Consider the following 15,332-nt stretch of genomic DNA (forward strand, 5'->3'; position numbering starts at 1 on the left):
GACAATTCTCGCGACTTCTGCACAACGCCGTCTCGAACATGATGCCGTTTCGCCACAGCACCTTCAATTCGAGGCGAACTACCCCAAGCGGGGTACGACGTCCGAATGCAACGCCCCGTAAGCATGGTTACGGGGGGACGGTGGTCCGCCTGGGGTTCGAACGGCGATGCATCTTCAGGGCCAGCGGCAGCCCGGGACAGCGATCCGTTCGCGCCTAAATAACTTAGCTTCCGGGGGATCTATGAAGTCGAAGTCATCGCTGCGCATTGCATTCCTGGCCTCGATGGTCTTCGCGACCTCTGCGTCGGCGCAAACTTTCAATCAGTTTATCGTTTTCGGACCCAGCCTGCTCGACAGTGGCTATTTCAAGCTGAGCGGGGGCGACCTCCATTTCACGGCGGCCCGTGCTGCCGGCGCATCCATGACGCCATCAGGCGGCATCATGAACACGGACATTCTGGCGGCGCGCTTCGGGTTGACGGATATCTCGCAAGGCGTCTCCACCACCGGGACGAATTACGCGGTCTCCGGCGCCACGATCAGCGGCACCAACACGCTTCCCACCGCAGGCGCGACGCCCAACATCGTCCAGCAGATGAGCAACTACCTCGCTTCGACAGGCGGCGTCTCCAATGCGAATGCGCTGTATCTGCTCAGCGCCGGCAGCAACACCACCGGGAATCTGGTGCAGCAGGCCGGCATCTTCACTAATGCAGTCACCGCGCTTCGCAACGCCGGTGCCCGCTATATCCTGATCCCCAATCTTGCGCGCGGCGATGTGCTAAACACGACGATCTATCAGAATCTGGCAAGCGCCGGCGTCAACTTCATTCCGGCCGACCAGCAGGCGATGATTGCGGCCGTCAGGGCCAATCCGGCGCGGTTCGGATTGCTATCGGCGGCACAGGGGCCCGCGCCGATCGCGCCAGCGACGTCTTTCGCGGGCGTTATCCCCGCTTCGTCATCAGCCTGTCAGCCGACCACCGGCAGCTATTCCGGCTACGGCTTGTATTGCATTCCGTCGACGACGCCGGTCGCGGGCACCGCTTATCTGACATCCGCCAATGCGCTGCAGACCAATCTGTTCTCCGACAACTTGCATCTGTCGCCTGCCGGCCAGAAAATTCAGGCAGACTACTACTACAGCCTGATTGTCGCGCCGAGCCAGATCTCGTTCCTCACCGAGAGCACGATCCAGGCACGCCGCGGTGTGACGCTCGGCATCCAGGAGCAGATCGACATCACCCAGCGCCGCGCGACGCCCGGCTTCAATGTCTGGTTCAACGGCGACGTGTCGTCGCTGAAGCTCAACAACAGTTCGCCGGGCTTTCCCGGTGATCCCTCGACACCGATCTCGGGCACGTTGGGCGGCAGCTATACCTTCAGCAACAACGCATTGATCGGTGCCGCTGTGACGCTCGGACAGTTCGATCCGACCTTCACGTCGGGCGGCGGCTTTCGTGAACAGGAAGTGGCAGCCACGGTGTTCGGCGCCGTCCGTGCCAACAGCCTGTGGGCTAATGCGATCATGAGCTTCGGTTGGCAAAAATATGACGTCAACCGCGTCGTTCCGCTCGGCATTACCTTCGACAGCAACACCGGCAAAACGCATGGCAGAAACTTCTCCTTTGCTGCGCTGACCGGTTACGACTTCCGCCAGGAGGCGATCACCCATGGTCCCGTTGTTGGCATCGAGGTGCAGTCTGTCGGCATCGATGCCTTCACCGAAACGGGCAGCTTCACCAGCCTGGCATTCTCTAATATTGGTCGCACCTCGACGGTGTTGGCGCTCGGCTATCGTGCGGCCATCGACTACGGCAACTGGCGTCCATTCGCGCAGGTCACGTGGAATCACGAATTCGACGACACCGCGAACCGGACGGTCACGGCCTCGCTGACATCGATGGCTGCGCCCAGCTACACGATGCCCATCGTCCAGCTCGGCCGTGATTGGGCGAGTGCCGTGGTCGGCACGACCGTTACGATCGCGCGCGACTGGACCGGTCTCGCCGCCTTTAACGCCCAGCTCGGCCAGAACGGCACAACGAATTATGGCGGTCGCTTCGGTATCAACTACGCCTTCAACTCGGCGCTGGCGGGATTACCGGTGAAGGCGAAGTACTGACAACATCTGGTCGACCACGGCAGATGCGCTCGTCGATCAGATCGGGTTCTGCGAAGGTCTATCCATTCTGCGGCCTATTTCGCCGTCTCGCATTTCGGCGACAGCATCGGCACATTTGGCCATGACCAGTTTCGCCACGATCCATCTGGTTCGGTACAAGCGCCCGATGATTTTACGAACTCTCTATCGGTCTGGTCTTTGGCATGTGGAGTGGCGGCTTGTTCAGCAGGCGGTGGCTTCAGCGGAAATCGCCTGTTCACATAATCGAACGAAATGACGCCAGCGATGATCATGAGGACGATCGTCGCGATGCCGATGGCCCATTGTGAGCGCGTCACAACTCACCCCAGCTTCTGATCCCTTGCATCTGCGGTGCCTTCGCTGGCCGCCTTGACGGCGGCTTTTGCCTCGCCCTTGCGGCTGGCGATATCGATGACTTTGCGGCCGGAGATTTCGTGGCCGGCGTCGTCGGGCATCTGCCAGAAGAACCAGGCCGAGGTGGCGGAGATCAGCGACACCACGAGGAAAGCCGGTGCGAAATCCGATGCCGACAATTCGGTCATGCCGCGCATCAACATGGTGGATTCTACCGAGAACGCACCGATTGCGACGCCGGCGGAGATCGACAGCTGCTGGTTGACGCTGACCAGCGTGGTGGCGCGGCTCATCTGGGCCGTCTCCACTTCGGCATAGGCGACCGTATTGATGGCGGTGAATTCGAGCGAGCGGAAGAAGCCGCCGACCACCAGGATGATCAGGATCAGCATCAGCGGCGTTGTCACTGTGAACAGCGCACAAGCGGCGAGGAACACCGAACTCGCCACGGCGTTGACGGTCATCACATTGCGGAAGCCGAATGTACGGATGATGCGCGCCGCCAATGTCTTCATGCCCATGGCACCCACCGCAGAGCCGAAGGTCACCATTCCCGACTGGAACGGCGACAGGCCGAAGCCGACCTGCATCAACAGCGGCAGCAAGAAAGGCAATGCGCCGATGCCGAGTCGGAACAGGAAGCCGCCTATGATGGCGGCGCGCAAGGTCACCAGCCGCATCAGCGAGAAGTCCAGCACCGGGGACGCTGTGCGCCGGGCATGGATCACGTAGAGGGTCATCGACACCGTGCCGATGCCGACCAATCCGGCGACGATCGGCCATGGCAGCAGATTGAGGCCGGCGACCGATAGGCCGAAGGCAATGCCGGCGAGGCCGACGCCGGCCAGCACCAGACCCAGCAGATCGAAGCGCTCCGGATCCTCCGAGCGGATCGGATCGATGAAGCGCAGGGCCAGATAGATGCCGAGGCAGCCGATCGGAATATTGATCAGGAAGATCCAGTGCCACGAGAAGTAGGTGGTGATGAAACCGCCCAGCGGCGGTCCGATCACCGGGCCGACGAGCGCCGGCACCGTCATCCACGCCATGGCATTAACGAGCGCGCTCTTGTCGATGGAACGCAGCAGCACGAGGCGTCCCACCGGCGTCATCATGGCGCCGCCGAGACCCTGGATGATGCGGGCGATGACGAAATGCGTGACCGATTGCGACAGTGCGCAGCCGATCGATCCGATCATGAACACGCCGATGGCGATGGAGAACACCGCGCGTGCGCCAAAACGGTCGGCGGTCCAGCCGGAGGCCGGAATGAACACCGCGAGCGACAGCAGGTAGGAGGTGATAGCCAGCTTCAGCGTCAGCGGGCTGGTGCCGATATCGGCGGCAATGGCCGGCAATGAGGTCGCGATCACCGTGGAATCCATGTTCTCCATGAACAGGGCTGAGGCTACGATGAGCGGGATCAAGCGTTCTTTGGTCATGAAATTCTTGATGATTCCAATGGGTACCGAAGCGTGCTGCGCTTTAACACCCTGCCGGGGCGTGGGCTATTGTGCGAAGCCGAATACCTCCTAAATCATCCGTGACTGCGCCTGCCAGCCGCGTGCGCGAAAAACGCCAAAAATGCCTGTGCATGGCTGCCAAACGCTTTGATTCCGCGCGGCACCATGCTATCGACCACCGCCAATCCTACTTATGGGTTCAGATTCGACGACGGTGTCCTGCACCGCCGTCGAATTGGTGCATCCAGAGGTTTCTACCGCGATCCCCGAGGTCGCCGCATGGAGTTGGCAATGGCAGTCGTTCAGAAGATCCGCGAAGCTTACACGTTCGACGACGTGCTTCTGAAGCCCGGCCTGTCGGACATCCTGCCGTCCGACGCCGATATCCGCTCCCACGCCACCCGCGCCATTCCGCTGAACATTCCGATCATCGCATCGGCGATGGATACCGTCACCGAAGCCCGCATGGCGATCGCCATGGCGCAGGCCGGCGGTCTCGGCGTGATCCACCGCAACTTCGATCCGGAAGGCCAGGCTGCGCAGGTGCGCCAGGTCAAGAAGTACGAATCCGGCATGGTGGTGAATCCGCTCACCATCGGTCCCGATGCGAAGCTCGCCGAAGCGCTGGCTCTGATGAGCGAGCACGGCTTTTCCGGCATTCCTGTCGTCACCGGTGCGAGCAAGGACGTTCCCGGCAAGCTGGTCGGTATTCTCACCAATCGCGACGTGCGCTTCGCCAGCAATCCGAACCAGAAAATTTCCGAACTGATGACGCACGAGAATCTCGTGACCGTGCGGGAAGGCGTCAGCCAGGATGAAGCCAAGCGCATGCTGCACAAGCATCGCATCGAGAAACTGCTGGTGGTCGATGACCAGTATCGCTGCGTCGGCCTGATCACCGTGAAGGACATGGACAAGGCCGTCGCGCATCCGCTGGCCAGCAAGGATGCGCAGGGCCGTCTGCGCGTCGCCGCTGCCACCACCGTGGGCGAGGGCGGCTTTGAGCGCACCGAGCGCCTGATCGATGCCGGCGTCGATGTGGTCGTCGTCGATACCGCGCACGGTCATTCCATGCGCGTGCTGGAAGCCGTCACGCGCATCAAGAAGATTTCAAACTCCGTGCAGGTGATTGCCGGTAACATCGCCACCACTGAAGGCGCGCAGGCGCTGATCGATGCGGGCGCCGACGCCATCAAGGTCGGTATCGGCCCGGGCTCGATCTGCACCACGCGCATCGTCGCCGGCGTCGGCGTGCCGCAGCTCACCGCGATCATGGATGCGGTGGAAGCCGCCAAGAAGCACAACATTCCGATCATCGCCGACGGCGGCATCAAGTTCTCCGGCGATCTCGCCAAGGCGCTCGCCGCGGGTGCTGACATCGCCATGGTCGGCTCGCTGCTCGCGGGCACCGACGAAACCCCCGGCGAAGTGTTCCTGTGGCAGGGGCGCTCCTACAAGGCCTATCGCGGCATGGGCTCGGTGGGCGCCATGGCGCGCGGTTCGGCGGACCGCTACTTCCAGCAGGACATCAAGGATACGCTGAAGCTGGTGCCGGAAGGCATCGAGGGCCAGGTGCCGTACAAGGGCCCGGTGGCCAATGTGATGCATCAGCTCGCCGGAGGCCTGCGCGCTGCCATGGGCTATGTCGGCGCCAAGACACTGACCGAATTCCACGACAAGGCAGAATTCGTCCGCATCACCAGCGCCGGCCTGCGGGAAAGCCACGTGCATGACGTGACGATTACCCGCGAAAGCCCGAATTACCCGGGTGGCGCTTAACTATATGCACGATATGCGGCGCTATCGCAGTGCCGCATAGGCATCGCTGCCTAAATTGAGCCCCACAGATCAGCGAAAACGCGCTATTGTTCGCGCGTCACGTGCGCTGTCGGCTTTGGTTTCTCAAGGCTGGCAAAACCGGCGCCGGGGCTTTGCCCCGCGTCGCGCTGTAGTGCTCGTTTTCGAGAATGATCTCGACATCAGTCGAAGTAACACCCGCAGAAAAGAACGTTGGATACTATGGCCATTGAATGGACGGACGAACGCATCTCGGCTCTCGACACCGCGCAGCTGAAAAACCTGCGTGAGAACGCGACGCGCCGCGAGGTCACCGCATTGGTCGAGCTGTGCACCGCCGAACTCGCCAAGCGCAATGCCGACAAGCCGCGTCGAATCGGGCAGCCGCGCAGCGAAGCCAAGCAGTTCGAACACGACATGTCGGCGGAGCTCGCAACCGTGGGCAAGGCGATGGCCGAAAAATACGATCTCTCCGAAGCGACCGCGAAGGCAAAGTCGGAAGGCGTGAAGGGCTTCAAGGCGCACAAGCTGCTCGGCTCCGATGGCCATGCCAAGCTCGGCGGCATGCAGCGCGACGGCTCGGTCGCAGTGGATCGCTACATCTCCTATCGCCGCGGCACGGATATCGCGTCGCTCAGCGTGTTCCTGCTCAAGGACCAACCGCTCGAGACGCATGAGTTTCAGGTGATCGCGCCGCTCACGATGCTCGATGGCGGCAAGCCGGTGGCTGAAATTCGCCCGACGGCAACACCGGCGCAGAAGCAGTCGGCCGATGGCGGCCTGTCCTTCAAGGATCTCGACAGCGCGGCTGCAGCATTCGACAAGGTGCTGGCGAAGATCACTGCCTGATATTTGCCGGTTTACGTTTTGAATGCGGCGCGCGATTATCGCGCGCCGCATTTTTTGCGATCAAGAACAACAAACGGAGAAGTATCCATGTCAGCAGCCAAACGCGTCGTTCTCGCATCGCGCCCGCACGGTGAGCCCGGCCCATCGAATTTCCGTGTCGAGGGCTATGCGGTGCCAACGCCGGGCGAGGGCGAGGTGCTGCTGCGCACGATCTGGCTGTCGCTCGATCCCTATATGCGCGGGCGCATGAATGACGGCCCGTCCTATGCCGCGCCGGTGCCAGTGGATGGCGTGATGGAAGGCGGTACCGTGTGCGAGGTGATCGCCTCGAACAATCCGGGTTTTGCCAAGGGCGATATCGTGCTCGCTCATGCCGGCTGGCAGACCCACGCCGTCTCTGACGGCAAAGGGTTGCGCAAGCTCGATCCGAAGCTGGCGCCGATCTCGACGGCTGTCGGCATTCTCGGCATGCCCGGCATGACCGCCTATACGGGCCTGCTGGCGATTGGAAATCCGCAGGCGGGCGAGACCGTGGTCGTGGCCGCAGCCTCGGGCGCGGTGGGCTCTGCCGTCGGGCAGATCGCGAAGATCAAGGGCGCACGTGCTGTCGGCATCGCCGGCGGCGCCGACAAGTGCCGCTATGTGAAGGAAGAACTCGGCTTCGACGAATGCCTCGATCATCGCGATCCGGATTTTCCGGCGAAGCTGAAGGCCGCATGTCCTGATGGCATCGATGTGTATTTCGAGAATGTCGGCGGTGCGGTGTTCGAGGCGGTGTTTCCGCTGCTGAATTTCTTCGCGCGCATTCCGGTATGCGGGTTGATTGCGCAATACAACGATACGACGTCGGAGGCGCCGAAATGGGCCGGCGCGATGATGCGCAATGTGCTCACCAAGCGTCTCAACATCCGCGGCTTCATCGTACGCGACTTCGCGTCGATGCATGGCGACTTCCTGCGCGACATGTCGCAATGGGTGCGCGAGGGCAAGGTGAAATACAAGGAGCACGTCACCGAAGGTCTCGACAACGCGCCGACGGCGTTCATGGGGCTGCTGAAGGGCGCGAATTTCGGCAAGCAGCTGGTGCGCGTGGGGGCGGACAAGGCATAAGGCGGATACGCCTTCAAGACTGTCATCACTGCGGGCGCACTGTACCGTCCGCAGTGATGACGGTGAACAGATCGATATCGGTCTGGCCTGGCGCGCGGCCGTGACGCACCTCAAAGCCGTCGGGCTGGAAACTGTATTCCACGAGCCCGACTTCCTTGACGCCGATCGTCGCCTGCTTGTCCTCCGGACGAATGATGAAACTGCTGGAAGGCGCCCAGATGTGTCTGACGCCGCGCCATGTGTAGTCGCGCCGCTGGTGGACATGACCGCAGGCGACGAGCCGCAGATCGACAGGGTCAAGCAGATCGATGAGACGACGGCGCGCGGGCATCGGGACATAGCGGATCGATGTCGCCGCCAGTTCCGGATCGTCCGGGGTATTCAGGAATAGCGGCTTGTGGATGAACAGCGCCAGCGGTCGTCCGCTCAGGCCCGCCAGTTGCGAGGCGAGCCAGTCGAACTGCTCCTCTTCGCAGGCGAGCCCGCTATTCATGATCAATGAATTCAGGCCGATGAAGCACCAGCCGGCCGCATTGAAACGCCAGTGGTCGTGGCCAAAGACCGAGACGAATGCCTGCCGGTTTTGTTCGGAGATCAGTTGGGCCGGGGGCGGGGCGACCAGAGTCGGGTTGTCGCCGATGTCGTGATTGCCCGGCAGAAAGCGGCAGGCGACGGGAAGGGCGTCATGCTGTGATCTGGCGAAGGCCAGGTCATCGGGATGGCCCGGACCATCGAAGGCAAGGTCGCCACTATTGATAACGAGGTCTGGTTTTGCCGCGTCGACGAACGCGCAGACGCGCTGGAAATTTGCGGCGAATTGCGGAAAGCCTGCGCCGAGATGCGTATCGGTAATCTGGATCAAACGGAATTCGGACATGGCGGGAACTCCTCTGACGGGGAGTGTAGCCGCTCCGGATGTCAGCCAGATGGCTCGCGCGACCGAAAGTCAGATCACGCGATACCTGATCGCATAGCCGTTGTCGGTGCGGGCCGTCTTGCCCGCGCTGGCTGATGCGATCACCTGATCGACCAGATGCCACGGACTGAACTCGGCGGAGTGGCTCGGGCTGGCGGCGAGCCGCAGCTTGAAGATCAGCGGCGCCTCGCCGGGTACGTTCACGATCATCACACGCTGCGCTGTGCGAAATTTCAGCGCCACCGTGCCCTTGAGAATGCTCTCGCCTTTATTCGTAAAGGTCGGGCCTTCGCTGATGGCGGCCAGCGCCTGATTGCGGTCGGTATGCAGCTCGATCTGCGTGGCCTCCGCGTTGATCTTGGCCGCGACCGCATCGGGCAGGCGGATTTCGAATTCGACCGCGGGGCGGGTCGGGTTGATGCCGAGATAGCCCAGCGCCGTGTGGCGCATGTCAGTGACGGCGAAGGCCAGCAGGCCGAGCACCGCCAGCGTGGCGACGCCGTGCCGGACCACGTCACGGACCGAGCGATACCGGGCGCTGAAGTAGAGGTTCAGCAGGATGGCCACGGCAAGTGCCGCGGCGGCGCCAGCCAGCGTGGACATCATGAGGCCGGCCCAGCTGTCGGGGTCGCCGGGCGTCAGCATCGCAAAGAGGGCATCGAGAGTGGCCATGGCAGGGCTCGCGGGTTCCGGGCGCCAACGGACAGCGCCTGCAAATGGGTGTCGACGGCCGCCCGGTGGGTTCAACGGAGCTACGATGGACCCGGCATGGAACTCATATGGAACAGATATGGAACTCTTGGGCCGGTTAATCGTCATGTTCCGAAGGGGCGGGTCTGTAGCGCGAGCGGGGTGCCGCGCGGCCCTCAATTCCCGTGGCTGAGGAAATTGTAATGTCGATTCAATGGGTTTTATTGCCGGTCTTCGTGCTGGTGGCGATCACGCTGGGCATGTTCTTCTGGACCGGCCGGCGCGGCGGCGTGGTGAGCCGCAATGATGCCGGCGACCTGCCGAATACCGCTCCGCAGCTCGATCTGCTGTTTTACGCGCTGATCGCCATCGGCCTGCCGCTGCGCAAGATCGACCTGGTGCTGGTCTGTCTGTCCTGGGTCTTCGTCATCGCCCGCTTCGTGGGCGCCGGATTTATTGCCGGCAGCCGGGGATCGCAGGCCTGGCTCGCCAGCGCGCTTGTGTTGTTGGCGATGTGGTTCTACTTCGCGCTACGGATGCTTCTCCTGATTTGATCGGGGGTGGCGTCGCGCCTCTCTCCGTCGAAAGATTGCCATGACTCCCGCCGCCCGCCTCTCCGCCGCGATCGAAGTGATCGAGGCCATCGACACCCAGCGTGTCCCCGCCGCCAAGGCGCTGAAGGAGTGGGGCACCGCGCACCGCTTTGCCGGCTCCGGCGACCGGGCCGGGATTTCCGGGCTGGTCTGGGACGTGCTGCGGCGGCGGGCCTCCAGCGCCTGGATCATGGACGACGACACGTCGCGCGCGCGGGTGCTCGGCATGCTCAAGGCCGAGCGTAACATGGACGTGGAGACGATCGCTGCACTGTGCGACGGCGGCCGTTTCGCGCCGGAGCCGCTGTCCGACGCCGAGCGCTCGGCGCTGGCGTCGCGCACGGTAGCGGATGCGCCGGCGCATATCGCCGGCGATTATCCGGAATGGCTCGATGGCCAGCTGGCTGATGTGTTTGGCGGTGATCGCGTGGCGGAAGCGACCGCGATGGCCAGCCGTGCGCCGCTCGACCTGCGCGTCAACACGCTGAAAGCCAAGCGCGAGAAGGTACTGGGCTCGCTGCGCCATCTCGGCGCCACCGAGACGCTGTGGTCACCGCTTGGGTTGCGGATCGATCTCGGTGCCGATGCGCGCAATCCCGGCATCCACGCCGAGGAGGATTTCATCAAGGGCGCCATCGAAGTGCAGGACGAGGGCTCTCAGCTTGCGGCGCTGCTGTCCGGCGCCAAGCCGGGCGAGCAGGTGATCGACCTTTGCGCGGGCGCCGGCGGCAAGACGCTGGCGCTGGCGGCGATGATGCAGGGCAAGGGTCGGCTGATCGCCACCGATGCCGACAAGCGCCAGCTCGCACCGATCCACGAGCGCCTGTCGCGCGCCGGCGTGCACAATGCCGATATCCGCACGCCAAAGGGCCCGGACGACACCCTGAGCGATATCTATAATTCGGCCGACCTGGTGCTGATCGATGCGCCATGCACCGGCACCGGAACCTGGCGCCGCAATCCCGACGCCAAATGGCGGATGCGGCCGGGCGCGCTCGAGGTCCGGATCAAGGACCAGGCCGAGGTGCTCGACCGCGCCGTCGCGCTCGTGAAGCCGGGTGGCCGGATCGCCTATGTGACCTGTTCGGTGCTCCCGCAGGAAAACCGCGACCAGATCCGCGCCTTTACCGCCCGCCAGCCCGAGTTTGCGGTGGTACCGCCCGCGCAGGTGATGTCGGTGCTGTGGGACAAATCCGAGGATTTCGCCGCCGCGACCTATCAGAGCCCCGAGGGCCTGCTGATGACCCCGCGGCGGACCGGAACGGACGGGTTTTTCGTGTCGGTCATGACGCGCAAAAAGGCATAGTTTTCGGCAGGACAATGCGAATTCCGGCATTGCGAGGCCGGCATGAGTCGCGTAATTCCTCGCTATGACAGCCCCCAGCAAAACCTCCGTTTCGCCCGCCGATCCGTCACCCCATGTGGCCGCGGCGCATGACAAGATTCTGATCGTCGATTTCGGCTCTCAGGTGACGCAGCTGATCGCGCGGCGCGTCCGCGAGGAGGGCGTCTATTCGGAAATCGTGCCGTTCAACAAGGCCGAGGCCGCCTTCGCCGAGATGAAGCCGAAGGCCGTGATCCTGTCCGGTGGCCCGGCCTCGGTGCTCGACGACAACGCGCCGTCGGCGCCATTGTCGATCCTTACCGCCGGCGTGCCGGTGCTCGGCATCTGCTACGGCGAACAGACCATGGCGCAGCAGCTCGGCGGCACCGTCGAAGCCGGCCATCACCGCGAATTCGGCCGCGCCGCCATCGAGATCACCGACACCTGCGCGCTGTTCGACGGTGTGTGGGAAGTGGGCGGCAAATACGACGTCTGGATGAGCCATGGCGACCGCGTCACCAAGATGCCCGAGGGGTTTCGCGCTGTCGCCAAGGCGCCGGGCTCGCCGATCTCGATCATCGCCGACGATATCAGAAAATTCTATGCGATGCAGTTTCACCCGGAAGTGGCGCACACGCCCGACGGCGCGAAACTCATCCGCAACTTCGTGCGCAACATCGCCGGCTTCACCGGCGACTGGACCATGCGCGCCTTCCGCGAGGAAGCGATCGAGAAAATTAGAGCGCAGGTCGGCAAGGGCAAGGTGATCTGCGGTCTCTCCGGCGGCGTCGATAGCGCCGTTGCCGCCGTGCTGATCCATGAAGCGATCGGCGACCAGCTCACTTGCGTGTTCGTCGATCACGGCATGCTGCGCAAGGACGAAGCCAAGACCGTCGTCGACATGTTCCGCGGCCATTACAATATCCCGCTGGTGCATGTCGATGCATCGAAGACCTTTCTCGGTGAGCTGGAAGGCGTCACCGATCCGGAAGTGAAGCGCAAGACCATCGGCCGGCTGTTCATCGACGTGTTCGATGCCGAGGCGAAGAAAATCGGCGGCGCGGATTTCCTGGCGCAGGGCACGTTGTATCCCGACGTGATCGAGAGCGTCTCCTTCACCGGCGGACCGTCAGTCACCATCAAGTCGCACCACAATGTCGGCGGCCTTCCGGCGCGCATGAACATGAAGCTGGTCGAGCCGCTGCGCGAATTGTTCAAGGACGAGGTGCGCGATCTCGGCCGCGAACTCGGCCTGCCGGATATTTTTGTGGGCCGTCATCCGTTCCCAGGCCCTGGCCTCGCGATCCGCTGCCCCGGCGAGATCACGCGCGAGAAGCTCGACATCCTGCGCGAGGCTGACGCGGTCTATATCGACCAGATCCGCAAGGCTGGTCTCTACGACACCATCTGGCAGGCCTTCGCCGTGCTGCTGCCGGTGAAGACCGTCGGCGTGATGGGCGATGGCCGCACCTATGAATACGTCGTCGGCCTGCGCGCGGTGACCTCGACCGACGGCATGACCGCCGACTTCTACGCGTTCGACATGAAGTTCCTCGGCGAGACGGCAACGCGCATCATCAACGAGGTGAAGGGCGTGAACCGCGTGGTGTATGACATCACCAGCAAGCCGCCGGGGACGATCGAGTGGGAGTAGATTCGTCGGCTTTTTTGCGAACGCTGCAACTCAGCGATCCTTACAACAACGCCTAACGTCGCGAACTATTGGCGACGGCAGACGCCCAGCAGATAGCGGGGAAATCGCCATGGCTCAGGGTAGCGCGCATCAATTTCTGCGGTTGGCATTGGCTCGTATAGACGTTCAATTGCGAATTGCGCTCCTACGATTGAGTTGACGTAATTTTCGAGCGGTCGGTGCACCTGAGTGCTGAACAAATCTACGTTTGGATGCGCTGAAATTCGAAATGGACTTTCAAAAACAGTCTCCTCTTCGTACTTAAACCAGGGCTCATCCACGTAGCCATAGTACACGGGCCAGAACCAAGGATGGGTTGTGGAGAAAATGAAAGCACCGCCAGGACGGAGCAACCGGTGCGCGGACTTAATAAATGAGTCTAGATCTAGCACGTCCATTAGGACCATATTCGCTACTATCAAATCCGCTTCCGCGCGACAGTTCGCTGCGTAGGTTTCCAGCGTTCCCAAAAAAAATCCTGCCGATCGACCGAAATGCGCCCGAGCGATTGAGATACTCTCTGGGCTGGGGTCGACGCCTACCACCTCGCGGGTTTGTGCGGCTAAGAGATTTGTTAGAATACCCACGCCGCAGCCAGCGTCTACCACAGTATCTGCATTTTCGGCTGAGGCGAGGCTCAGAAGTGCTGGCGCTAAAACGTGTTTGAACGTCAAATCTACGCCACTTACGATCTGCTGGTATCTTATCGGAGCGAGCGCATCCCACTCTGCCGCTATCGCAGCGATCGTCTTCTTTTCGACCTTTCTAAACATTTACTCGCCCTGACGTGCGGTAAGAAATTTTACCAAGTCTTCTGCCACCGCGTAGAACGGATGATGTCCGCTTCGAAACTCCTGTATTACGTGCCCACTATTCTCGTGAACTCCTACAGCCACTCGGGCACCTTCCCGTCCATAGTCCACGATTGTGAACCTAGATCTAGGTATATGATTTAAGTTTTGGTAGGTAACGATCTCCGCGCCTAACGCTTCTAGTTCGATTGTCAATTCGTTTGGATGTTCGAGGCAAACGATGAGTTCGTTCTGTTCGGCTTTCTTGCGCAAGATTGCTCTAATGGGATCGACCCTAGCCCAACTCATGTCGCGGCTAAAGATAGCTACTCGACCGCCCCCAGAGACCCATTTGCACATGAAAGAGTCGATCTTACCCTGCGACTTGTAAGTCTTCGGTGCAAATCGGCGATACTCCAAAAATTCGTTCAAGATCAACACAACTGTTGCAAGTATGCTGGCCCCGAGCAAGATCCAATGCCAATTTGGTCTTTGGTGATCTAGCGGCACCAGCGTAAAATACAGCCCTAGGATGGATGCGTACGACGCAGCATGCACAGTAGCCACAGTAAGAAATTTAAGCATCGGTGCCATCTTTTAGGAATCGATCAAAATGGGAAAGGTCACGCAAAGCGTGGGAGCGAACATTGCAGGTAATCCATTCGCTCCTTCCCTATCTAAAAGTAGTTGTATTGTCGATATACCTTTCTGGGTTGTTATGCTGACCCCGTGTTTGATACTGCGGCCGAATTTTCCAATTTCATGGATGTTGAGTTGGCCCTTTGCCGTCGGCTTGTATGGTGGATTAGCCGGAGGCGTAATCTACCATATGCTTTCGTCGGGTCGTGCCAGTCATGGCGGGTTACGCTTTCGCTAACCCGCCATACGCGTTGCTACGTTGTAGCGTTCAAACATTCAGTCGCGCGCTGCTCGAAGACGTTCGCGCGCGCGACCAGTTCTCGGCATCGATCACACGGCGTCAGTCGATCACTGCTCCTTCTTGAACAAATCCTGGAAGATGAGCGGGCCCCAGGTGCGGCCGCGTGCGTGCACCAGCGCGCCACCTTCGTTGAGCTTTCCCAGCTTGACGGGTGCGAAGCCGAGTTGCTTGGCCAGGGCCGCCACGGGAGCGATCGCGTCCTCGTCGTCAGCAGACAGAAAGACAACCCGATGCCCGCCCGCGACGATCGGATCGGTAGCCAGAGTGGCTGCGCCCAGGTGATTGAAGCCTTTCACGAGTTTGGCGCCGGTGAATGCCTTCGCGACGAAGGCGGAGCCCGGGAGGCCGTCCGGCTCGTCGGGGCCTGGAAACAGGTTCATCGCGTCGATGATCGTCTTGCCGTCCCAGCTCGGCAGGATCTTCGCAACTTCGCGATGGTCGCCGAAAGGGACCGCCAGGATGATGGTATCGGCCTCGAGCGCATCCCGCAGCGACCTGGCGACGACCGTGGGTCCGATCGCCCGGGCCTGTTGCGCCAATGCCTCGGGCGGCCGGCGGCTCGCGACGGTCACGTCGATGTTTCTGCGGGCGAAGGCGTGGGCGAGGGCCTGGCCGATCTTGCCGAATCCTATAATCGCGTAGCTCATAATCTTCTCCGATTTGTTT

The 15,332-nt window shown here is 61.7% G+C and carries 13 protein-coding genes; 7 read left to right on the forward strand and 6 right to left on the reverse strand.

Features of this window, described 5'->3' with window-relative positions; genetic code table 11:
* Positions 1-241 precede the first annotated feature (241 nt).
* Entirely contained in the window at positions 242-2,125 is a 1,884-nt protein-coding gene (locus CIW50_RS16535) for an autotransporter outer membrane beta-barrel domain-containing protein (protein ID WP_172980354.1), read from the forward strand.
* Positions 2,126-2,199: 74 nt separating this feature from the next.
* Here the strand turns inward: CIW50_RS16535 and CIW50_RS16540 are convergent, their stop codons facing one another.
* On the reverse strand, positions 2,200-2,418 hold the full coding sequence (locus CIW50_RS16540) for a hypothetical protein (RefSeq protein WP_149532305.1): 219 nt from the start codon (positions 2,416-2,418) through the stop codon (positions 2,200-2,202).
* A 48-nt stretch (positions 2,419-2,466) separates the two neighbouring features.
* Positions 2,467-3,942, reverse strand: a complete 1,476-nt coding sequence (locus CIW50_RS16545; RefSeq protein WP_149532306.1) for an MFS transporter — start codon at positions 3,940-3,942, stop codon at positions 2,467-2,469.
* Between the two features lie 312 nt (positions 3,943-4,254).
* Between CIW50_RS16545 and guaB the strand changes: the two genes are divergently transcribed.
* The 3 genes from guaB (at position 4,255) to curA (ending at position 7,719) form a co-directional block, all read left to right on the forward strand.
* The gene (gene guaB, locus CIW50_RS16550) at positions 4,255-5,742 is read left to right on the forward strand and encodes an IMP dehydrogenase (RefSeq protein ID WP_089263865.1); all 1,488 of its coding nucleotides are present in this window, start codon (positions 4,255-4,257) and stop codon (positions 5,740-5,742) included.
* A gap of 240 nt (positions 5,743-5,982) precedes the next feature.
* Positions 5,983-6,609 (forward strand): hypothetical protein, encoded by a 627-nt coding sequence (locus tag CIW50_RS16555; protein WP_149532307.1) that lies wholly within the window; start codon positions 5,983-5,985, stop codon positions 6,607-6,609.
* Positions 6,610-6,696: 87 nt separating this feature from the next.
* Positions 6,697-7,719: an NADPH-dependent curcumin/dihydrocurcumin reductase gene (gene curA / locus CIW50_RS16560; protein ID WP_149532308.1), complete on the forward strand. Its 1,023-nt coding sequence runs from the start codon at positions 6,697-6,699 to the stop codon at positions 7,717-7,719.
* Between the two features lie 25 nt (positions 7,720-7,744).
* On the opposite strand, the gene CIW50_RS16565 is transcribed toward curA, so the two are convergent.
* Together CIW50_RS16565 and CIW50_RS16570 are read right to left on the reverse strand one after the other, a co-directional pair.
* The gene (locus tag CIW50_RS16565) at positions 7,745-8,596 is read right to left on the reverse strand and encodes a metallophosphoesterase family protein (protein ID WP_149532309.1); all 852 of its coding nucleotides are present in this window, start codon (positions 8,594-8,596) and stop codon (positions 7,745-7,747) included.
* A 69-nt stretch (positions 8,597-8,665) separates the two neighbouring features.
* Positions 8,666-9,307: an acriflavin resistance protein gene (locus CIW50_RS16570; RefSeq protein ID WP_149532310.1), complete on the reverse strand. Its 642-nt coding sequence runs from the start codon at positions 9,305-9,307 to the stop codon at positions 8,666-8,668.
* Between the two features lie 221 nt (positions 9,308-9,528).
* On the opposite strand from CIW50_RS16570, the gene CIW50_RS16575 reads away from it, so the two are divergent.
* The 3 genes from CIW50_RS16575 to guaA all read left to right on the forward strand — a co-directional run bounded on the left by CIW50_RS16575 (position 9,529) and on the right by guaA (position 12,896).
* Positions 9,529-9,879 carry a hypothetical protein gene (locus CIW50_RS16575; protein ID WP_149532311.1) on the forward strand — a complete coding sequence of 117 codons (351 nt, stop codon included), beginning with the start codon at positions 9,529-9,531 and terminating at the stop codon, positions 9,877-9,879.
* Positions 9,880-9,919: 40 nt separating this feature from the next.
* Complete coding sequence (locus CIW50_RS16580) at positions 9,920-11,224, forward strand: RsmB/NOP family class I SAM-dependent RNA methyltransferase (protein WP_149532312.1); 1,305 nt, start codon at positions 9,920-9,922, stop codon at positions 11,222-11,224.
* A 64-nt stretch (positions 11,225-11,288) separates the two neighbouring features.
* Complete coding sequence (guaA, locus tag CIW50_RS16585) at positions 11,289-12,896, forward strand: glutamine-hydrolyzing GMP synthase (RefSeq protein WP_149532313.1); 1,608 nt, start codon at positions 11,289-11,291, stop codon at positions 12,894-12,896.
* 65 nt (positions 12,897-12,961) lie between these two features.
* On the opposite strand, the gene CIW50_RS16590 is transcribed toward guaA, so the two are convergent.
* Positions 12,962-13,708: a class I SAM-dependent methyltransferase gene (locus tag CIW50_RS16590; RefSeq protein WP_149532314.1), complete on the reverse strand. Its 747-nt coding sequence runs from the start codon at positions 13,706-13,708 to the stop codon at positions 12,962-12,964.
* Positions 13,709-14,713: 1,005 nt separating this feature from the next.
* The gene (locus CIW50_RS16595) at positions 14,714-15,313 is read right to left on the reverse strand and encodes an NADPH-dependent F420 reductase (RefSeq protein WP_149532315.1); all 600 of its coding nucleotides are present in this window, start codon (positions 15,311-15,313) and stop codon (positions 14,714-14,716) included.
* Between the last annotated feature and the right edge of the window lie 19 nt (positions 15,314-15,332).

Source organism: Tardiphaga sp. P9-11, from assembly GCF_008329525.1.
Classification (GTDB): Bacteria; Pseudomonadota; Alphaproteobacteria; order Rhizobiales; family Xanthobacteraceae; genus Tardiphaga.

What these genes read in the sequence shown, in the direction of transcription:
- CIW50_RS16535 (WP_172980354.1), top strand. Translation starts at nt 242, where the DNA reads ATGAAGTCGAAGTCATCGCTGCGCATTGCATTCCTGGCCTCGATGGTC.
- CIW50_RS16540 (WP_149532305.1), bottom strand. Translation starts at nt 2,418, where the DNA reads ATGATCATCGCTGGCGTCATTTCGTTCGATTATGTGAACAGGCGATTT.
- CIW50_RS16545 (WP_149532306.1), bottom strand. Translation starts at nt 3,942, where the DNA reads ATGACCAAAGAACGCTTGATCCCGCTCATCGTAGCCTCAGCCCTGTTC.
- guaB (WP_089263865.1), top strand. Translation starts at nt 4,255, where the DNA reads ATGGCAGTCGTTCAGAAGATCCGCGAAGCTTACACGTTCGACGACGTG.
- CIW50_RS16555 (WP_149532307.1), top strand. Translation starts at nt 5,983, where the DNA reads ATGGCCATTGAATGGACGGACGAACGCATCTCGGCTCTCGACACCGCG.
- curA (WP_149532308.1), top strand. Translation starts at nt 6,697, where the DNA reads ATGTCAGCAGCCAAACGCGTCGTTCTCGCATCGCGCCCGCACGGTGAG.
- CIW50_RS16565 (WP_149532309.1), bottom strand. Translation starts at nt 8,596, where the DNA reads ATGTCCGAATTCCGTTTGATCCAGATTACCGATACGCATCTCGGCGCA.
- CIW50_RS16570 (WP_149532310.1), bottom strand. Translation starts at nt 9,307, where the DNA reads ATGGCCACTCTCGATGCCCTCTTTGCGATGCTGACGCCCGGCGACCCC.
- CIW50_RS16575 (WP_149532311.1), top strand. Translation starts at nt 9,529, where the DNA reads ATGTCGATTCAATGGGTTTTATTGCCGGTCTTCGTGCTGGTGGCGATC.
- CIW50_RS16580 (WP_149532312.1), top strand. Translation starts at nt 9,920, where the DNA reads ATGACTCCCGCCGCCCGCCTCTCCGCCGCGATCGAAGTGATCGAGGCC.
- guaA (WP_149532313.1), top strand. Translation starts at nt 11,289, where the DNA reads ATGACAGCCCCCAGCAAAACCTCCGTTTCGCCCGCCGATCCGTCACCC.
- CIW50_RS16590 (WP_149532314.1), bottom strand. Translation starts at nt 13,708, where the DNA reads ATGTTTAGAAAGGTCGAAAAGAAGACGATCGCTGCGATAGCGGCAGAG.
- CIW50_RS16595 (WP_149532315.1), bottom strand. Translation starts at nt 15,313, where the DNA reads ATGAGCTACGCGATTATAGGATTCGGCAAGATCGGCCAGGCCCTCGCC.